The organism is Frankia sp. AgB32, assembly GCF_023243045.1.
Taxonomy (GTDB): Bacteria; Actinomycetota; Actinomycetes; order Frankiales; family Frankiaceae; genus Frankia.
This window is the reverse complement of the sequence record NZ_JALKFX010000024.1, coordinates 76,567-82,615: the sequence shown is the minus strand read 5'-3', so window position 1 is coordinate 82,615 and position 6,049 is coordinate 76,567. Positions and strand designations below refer to the sequence as shown.

Below are 6,049 nucleotides of genomic sequence, written 5' to 3'. Positions count from 1 at the left end.
ACGATCTTCCTCTCCCCACCCGCCCAGGTCACAAGATGATAGCCATTGCCTGACTCATCTCATCCTGACGGATAGGGCTTCCGCATCGGAGCCATCCGATCAGGGCGGACAGGAGCCAACTCCCTTCGTGCGGGGACAGTTCCCGCAGGGGCGCCCTGTGCGGAGAAGCAAGGCGCGCACGCAGTGGGAGGAGGTCCGGGGATGGACGCCCCTGCCCTACCGACGGAGACCGATGTCCTGGTGGTCAGAGCCGGGCCCACCGGCCTGGCGGCCGGCCTCGCGCTGTCGACGCTCGGTGTCGACCATGTCGTGGTCGACACCGCCGCGGGGGTCCAGGAAGGCTCGCGTGCCGCAGGTGTGCAGCCCCGGGGACGCTGGAGGACCTGGCCAGGCTCGGCGTGGCGGACGAGCTGATCGCGCGGGGCATCCAGGGGGCCGGGCTGCGCGTGGGCAGTCGCGAGCGAACGCTGCTCGACATCGACTTCGGCGCGCTCCCCACCCCGTGTCCTTTCCTGCTGTTCGTGCCGCAGGTGATGACCGAACAGGTCTTGGAGCGGGCGCTGAGCAAGGTGGGCGGTCTCGTCCACCGCAGTCATCGGGTGCTCGACCTCGATCCGGAGTTCGACGCGGTGTCCGCGCGAATCGCCGACCCGAGGGCGTCGTGCGGTGCCTGCGGGCCCGGTACGTCGTCGCCTGCGACGGGCTGCACAGCGGCGTGCGCGACCGCATCGGCGTCGGCTTCCCCGGCACCGACAAGCCACAGGACTTCCTGCTGGCCACCGTCCGTCTGGACGGCCTGCCGGGCGAGCCGCGGGTGCTGCTCACCTTCGCGCCCGGCGGGGTGCTGCTGCTGGTCCCGCTTCCGGACGACGAGGCCCGCCTGATCGCCACCCGCGACAGCGCCGACACCGCGATCGAACCAGGCCTGGTGCGCCGCCTCCTCGACGAGCGCGCGCCGTCGTCCCTGCCTCTCGCGCTGCGGGAGGTGCGCCGCGCCGGTTCGTACCGGGTGTCGGAACGGGTCGCGGACAGCATGCGCCAGCACCGCGTCCTCCTGGCCGGTGACGCCGCCCATGTGCACAGCCCGGCGGGCGGCCAGGGAATGAACACCGGCATCCAGGACGCCCTGAACCTCGCGTGGAAGCTCGCCGCGGTGCTCGGCGGCGGGGCCGACGAGGGGCTGCTCGACTCCTACGACAAGGAACGTCACCCGCTCGCGGCGGCACTCGTGGCCTTCACCTCGCAGCTCACCTCCGTGGCCACGATGACGCAGCCGGCGCTGGCCGAGGTGCGGGACACCGCCCTGGCCGCGGTCGGTGCGGGCTCGGCCGCCTCCGACCTGCTCAGCCTGCGTATCTCGGAGCTGGGCATCTCCTACGGCGCGGATCCCGGCGACCCCCTCGTCGGCACCCGGGTCGTGCCGGGCGGCGACTGGGCGCACCGGTACGGCTGGACGATCCTGGTTCCCGGCGCGGGCCCGGCGGGGTCAGGCGCCCCGCGTCCCGCCGCGGCGGTGCGGTGGGGATGCACCGATGCGCGGCGCGCGGTACTCGTGCGGCCCGACGGCTACGTCCACGCGACGTGCCTGCCCGGTCCGGAGGAGATCGACGCGATGCTGCGCGGGCTGCCCGCGCTGACGCCCACCTGAGGGAGACTGACGTCATGCCGTTTCGCTGGGCCATCGCGGGGACCGGAACGATCGCGCCCAGGTTCGCCGAGGCCGCATCACCGGTACCACCGGCTGCATCGAGATCCCCGCGTTCATGCACTGCCCGGACGAACTCACCGTCCGCGCGGGGTTCGACGTCGAGCGCATCAGCCTGCCGCCGCCCTCGACACCGCCGGAACCGACCAGGACGACCGGGCCGGCGGCGGCCTGCACCACCAGGTCCACCAGGTCCATGACCGCCTGCGCGCCGGGAAGCTGGAAAGCGACATCATCCCGCTGGCGGAGTACGTGTCGATCATGCGGATGCCCGATGCCGTCCGGGAGCAGATCGGCCTGCGCTACCCCTGAACCCGGCCGACGACGTCTCCCGGCCGGGGATCTCGATCGCGCGCAACAAAAAAACCCGGCCCGCGAGGGGGCCGGGTGGGCTAGTTGCCCAATCTCGCACGCGGCGGGCCAGATGTCAAAATCGGCCTACCACTCGGGCGGGCGGCTGATCGCGCCGATCCGCACGGGCAGCTGCGCCGCGGTCAGGTCGGTGGGTCGCAGGTTGTACCACCAGTGCCGGCCGACGCCGGTCTGCGACTCGCCCCGCAGCGCGCCGGCGGTGTAGCCCTTGCTGGGATTGACGACCCCGACCGGGACGAGGTCGCGGACCTGCGCCACCGGAAAGGCGAGATCACTGTCGTTGCTGATCACGACGGCGGCGGTGATCCGCTGGTGCAGCAGGTCGAGCAGCAGATGGGACGCGACGTTGACGTCGGATCCCTTTTCCTCCCGCTGCGCGACCGAGACGAGGAACGCGGCGTTGCGGACCGGCTGGCCGGCCGAGTCCTGCACCATCACCGGCCATGCCGATCGGGCCACGTCCGCCTGGCCACCCGGACCCGCCACGGCCAGCGGCGCCCTCACCAGCTTGGTGATGTAACGGCCCTTCGTGATCTCGTCGACGGAGTTCGCGGCCCGCAGCGCACGCAGATAGATCTCCTGGTCCTTGGCGCCACTGGGGTTGCTCGCGCCGTCGATCGGCGCGGTGCAGTACACCACCCGGACGATCCGCGCCCTGGCCCACTGGGCCCGGGCGGCCACGATCGAGGTGACCAGGGCGCGCAGGTCGAGCCAGCGCCAGCCAGGCCGGCCGCTGCCGCCCATCAACCCACGGCCGCCGTAATAAAGGTTGAAACCGTCGATGTAGACGCCGACCCGCAGCGGCTCGCCGGAAGGCGGTGTCGTACCTACGGTCAGTGATCAGCCCTGCCATCGAGGAGCCAGGCCTCGACGTCGCCGGCCCGCCACCGGTCGAAGTACGGCGCGGACTCGACAGGCTGTGGAAAATCATCCCGGGAGCACAGGCGCCGAGCCCGCTCGACCGAGATCGTCAACCGACTGGCGACATCCGCGGTGGTCCACAGATCATCTTCCGCCATGTCCCCATCGTACGGGAACGGCAGGGTCATGCCGGACCGTCGACGTTCACGGCCTCCGCTCCCGACCGTCGACATCCCAACGCCGCCAGCGGAAACGCCGTCGGCGCCACGCTCCCGCCACATGACCGTGACCCAGGGTGTACCGTGGTGACGTTGCTCTTCTCCTTGGTGCCGCCGGTCACCACACAGGATGGCATCACGATGATCGCCGACGGCGAACATCGGCGCAAAGCCGGAACACCACGCGGGTGTGCCGCAGCATGGGGAACGAGGAAAGAACGTGTCCGAAGGTACTGTGAAGTGGTTCAACGCCGAAAAGGGCTTCGGCTTCATCTCGGTTGATGGCGGAGGACCCGACGTCTTCGCCCACTTTTCCTCGATTGTGGGAGACGGCTACAAGTCCCTCGAAGAGGGCCAGCGTGTCTCGTTCACGATTGAGCAGGGGCAGAAGGGCCCGCAAGCCGCTCAGGTACAGCCTCTGATCTAATCCGACGGACTGCGGCCTACTCGTCCGGCAGCGGGCACAACGCCTTCTTCCGTACTAGTCGCACCAGGTCGCACCCGACCTGACCGCGGCGGGGTGGCAACCGGCCCACCCCCCCGCCGTCGGTCGCATCAGCAGGATTCCGTCCACGAAACCGTGGCGGCCTGCGACCCTTCGCGCACTCGGCTTCTCGACCAGTGACAGGAGAGAAGACCGATGCTGGGCATCAGGCCACTGCTCGCGACTGCTGCGGGCGCCCTGACAAGCCCGCTCACTCCCGATGACTACCGGGCGACGCTCAACCCCCTGTGGTCACGGAACCGACCTTCCGGCCGCGTCAAGGCCGTTGTCCCGGAGACAGCCGACGCCGCGACCGTCCTGATCAGTCCCGGCCTGGGCTGGCGGCGGGGCATCGCGGGGCAGCACGTGGACACCGCGTTTCGTATTGACGGGGTGTGGCATTCGCGCACGTTCTCGCTGTCCTCCCCGCCCGACCGCGCCGACGGCCTCATCTCGATCACGGTGAAGGCCAACCCCGACGGCCTCGTGTCCCGGCACATCGTGCAGGCACTGCGCCCGGGTGACATCGTCCGGCTCGGACAGCCCGCGGGGACGTTCGTGCTCCCGGCCGAACTTCCGGAGCGCCTGCTCTTCGTGACCGCCGGCAGTGGAATCACTCCGGTGATGGCGATGCTGCGTCACCTCGCCGCCGGCCCGCGGATGCCCGACGTCGTCCTCGCGCACTCGGCGCCGGACCCGTCGAAGGTCATCTTCGGGGCGGAACTGCGTCGCCTGGCCGCCCGGTTCCCGAGCCTGCGCCTCCACGAGCAGCACACCCGTCCGGCCGGCGACCAACGGTCGACGCGGCTGACGATGGCCGCGCTGGCCACCCTCTGCCCCGACCTCCCGGCGCGGATGGCCTGGGTCTGCGGGCCCGCCGCGCTGGTCGAGCAGGCCGAGTCGTACTGGCGGGAGCGCGGCATCAGCGAGCGGCTGCTCACCGAACGTTTCCACCCGAACCTGCGTGCCGGCAACGGAGCAGGCGGACGGGTGCGCTTCGTCCGAAGCGGGCGGGAGACCACCACGTCGGCGGACACCCCGTTGCTGATGGCGGGAGAGCGATCGGGCATGCTCATGCCCAGCGGTTGCCGGATGGGCATCTGCCACCGCTGTCTCGTCCCGCTGGCGGACGGCCGGGTGCGCGACCTGCGCACCGGCGTGGAGCACGGCACCGCGGGCGATCTCATCCAGACCTGCGTGTCCGCCGCCGTCGGCGACATCGAAATCGATCTTTGAGGACCAGGCCGATGCCAGCAGCGACGCACCTCAGCCCCCAGGACATCGAGGACCTTGGCCGCGAACTCGACCGTATCCGCGAGGAGGTCCTCGCCAGCCGGGGAGAGCAGGACGCCCGGTACATCCGCCGGGTGATCGCGCTGCAGCGCGGCCTCGAGATCGGCGGCCGCGCGGCGATGTTCGCCGCAGTCCTGCCACCGGCCTGGCTCGCCGGCACGGCGATGCTGTCCCTCGCCAAGATCCTCGAGAACATGGAGATCGGCCACAACGTCCTGCACGGCCAGTGGGACTGGATGCGGGATCCGCGCATCCACTCCACCACCTGGGAATGGGACTCCGCGTCCCCCGCCGACGGGTGGAAGTACTCGCACAACTATGTGCACCACACCTACACGAACGTTCTGGGCCGGGACCGCGACCTTGGCTACAGCATTCTTCGGGTAAGTCCCGAGCAGCCGTGGAATCCGGTGTACCTCGCCCAGCCGCTGTACAACCTCGCGCTCGCGGCCCTGTTCGAATGGGGCATCGCGATCTACGACGTGGAGATCGAACGGGCGTTCCGCGGAGAGAAGCCCTGGGACGAAACCCTTGACCAGCTCCGGGGTATGCTCAAGAAAGTCCTCCGCCAGGGCCTCAAGGACTACGTCGTTTTTCCGGCGCTCGCCGGGCCCGCCTTCCTGCCCGTCCTGCTCGGTAATCTCACGGCCAACGTCGTCCGGAACATCTGGGCGCACACCATCATCGTCTGCGGCCATTTCCCCGAGGCCACGAGGACGTTCGCCGAGGCGGAACTCGACGGTGAAAGCCGGGGCGACTGGTATGTGCGGCAACTCCTCGGCTCGGCAAACATCAGCGGCCCGCCGGTGCTTCACCTCCTCAGCGGAAACCTCAGCCACCAGATAGAACACCACCTCTTTCCCGACCTGCCCAGCAACCGGTACGCGCAGGTCGCGCCGCGCGTGCGCGCCCTGTGCGAGCGGTTCGGACTTCCCTACACGACCGGGTCGCTGCCCCGACAGACCGTGAGCGTCTGGAAGCGGATCCTGCGCCTGGCTCTGCCCGGCCCCACGCCCGCGCGAGTCCCGGCGCCGGTGCCGGGCACCTCGCCCGAGCCGGTCGCCCGCGCCGCCTGAACGATCGACGACGGTGACACCCGGCCCGGCGATCGGCGCG

The 6,049-nt window shown here is 70.2% G+C and carries 7 protein-coding genes and 1 pseudogene; 6 read left to right on the top strand and 2 right to left on the bottom strand.

The window, feature by feature from the left end:
• Positions 1-201 precede the first annotated feature (201 nt).
• The 3 genes and pseudogenes from MXD60_RS10095 to MXD60_RS10090 all read left to right on the top strand — a co-directional run bounded on the left by MXD60_RS10095 (position 202) and on the right by MXD60_RS10090 (position 1,648).
• Positions 202-414, top strand: coding sequence for an FAD-dependent monooxygenase (locus MXD60_RS10095; RefSeq protein ID WP_248818747.1), 213 nt, complete (start codon positions 202-204; stop codon positions 412-414).
• Positions 399-596 (top strand): annotated as a pseudogene (locus tag MXD60_RS29805) (hypothetical protein); the annotation flags it as partial. The gene MXD60_RS10095 and the pseudogene MXD60_RS29805, both read left to right, overlap by 16 nt.
• Positions 597-661: 65 nt before the next feature.
• On the top strand, positions 662-1,648 hold the full coding sequence (locus tag MXD60_RS10090; protein WP_248818746.1) for an FAD-dependent monooxygenase: 987 nt from the start codon (positions 662-664) through the stop codon (positions 1,646-1,648).
• A gap of 495 nt (positions 1,649-2,143) precedes the next feature.
• On the opposite strand, the gene MXD60_RS10085 is transcribed toward MXD60_RS10090, so the two are convergent.
• Together MXD60_RS10085 and MXD60_RS10080 are read right to left on the bottom strand one after the other, a co-directional pair.
• Positions 2,144-2,821, bottom strand: a complete 678-nt coding sequence (locus MXD60_RS10085) for a PIN domain-containing protein (protein WP_248818745.1) — start codon at positions 2,819-2,821, stop codon at positions 2,144-2,146.
• Between the two features lie 89 nt (positions 2,822-2,910).
• Entirely contained in the window at positions 2,911-3,096 is a 186-nt protein-coding gene (locus tag MXD60_RS10080) for a helix-turn-helix transcriptional regulator (RefSeq protein WP_248818744.1), read from the bottom strand.
• A 280-nt stretch (positions 3,097-3,376) separates the two neighbouring features.
• On the opposite strand from MXD60_RS10080, the gene MXD60_RS10075 reads away from it, so the two are divergent.
• From MXD60_RS10075 to MXD60_RS10065, 3 genes are all read left to right on the top strand, one after another.
• Positions 3,377-3,583 (top strand): cold-shock protein, encoded by a 207-nt coding sequence (locus tag MXD60_RS10075; protein WP_248818743.1) that lies wholly within the window; start codon positions 3,377-3,379, stop codon positions 3,581-3,583.
• 213 nt (positions 3,584-3,796) lie between these two features.
• The gene (locus tag MXD60_RS10070; RefSeq protein ID WP_248818742.1) at positions 3,797-4,876 is read left to right on the top strand and encodes a ferredoxin reductase; all 1,080 of its coding nucleotides are present in this window, start codon (positions 3,797-3,799) and stop codon (positions 4,874-4,876) included.
• A gap of 11 nt (positions 4,877-4,887) precedes the next feature.
• Positions 4,888-6,009 (top strand): fatty acid desaturase family protein, encoded by a 1,122-nt coding sequence (locus tag MXD60_RS10065; RefSeq protein ID WP_248818741.1) that lies wholly within the window; start codon positions 4,888-4,890, stop codon positions 6,007-6,009.
• Positions 6,010-6,049: the final 40 nt, after the last annotated feature.

Bases quoted from the DNA above. Each gene is read 5' to 3' on its own strand.
- MXD60_RS10095 (WP_248818747.1), top strand. From the start codon at position 202: ATGGACGCCCCTGCCCTACCGACGGAGACCGATGTCCTGGTGGTCAGA.
- MXD60_RS10085 (WP_248818745.1), bottom strand. From the start codon at position 2,821: ATGGGCGGCAGCGGCCGGCCTGGCTGGCGCTGGCTCGACCTGCGCGCC.
- MXD60_RS10080 (WP_248818744.1), bottom strand. From the start codon at position 3,096: ATGGCGGAAGATGATCTGTGGACCACCGCGGATGTCGCCAGTCGGTTG.
- MXD60_RS10070 (WP_248818742.1), top strand. From the start codon at position 3,797: ATGCTGGGCATCAGGCCACTGCTCGCGACTGCTGCGGGCGCCCTGACA.
- MXD60_RS10065 (WP_248818741.1), top strand. From the start codon at position 4,888: ATGCCAGCAGCGACGCACCTCAGCCCCCAGGACATCGAGGACCTTGGC.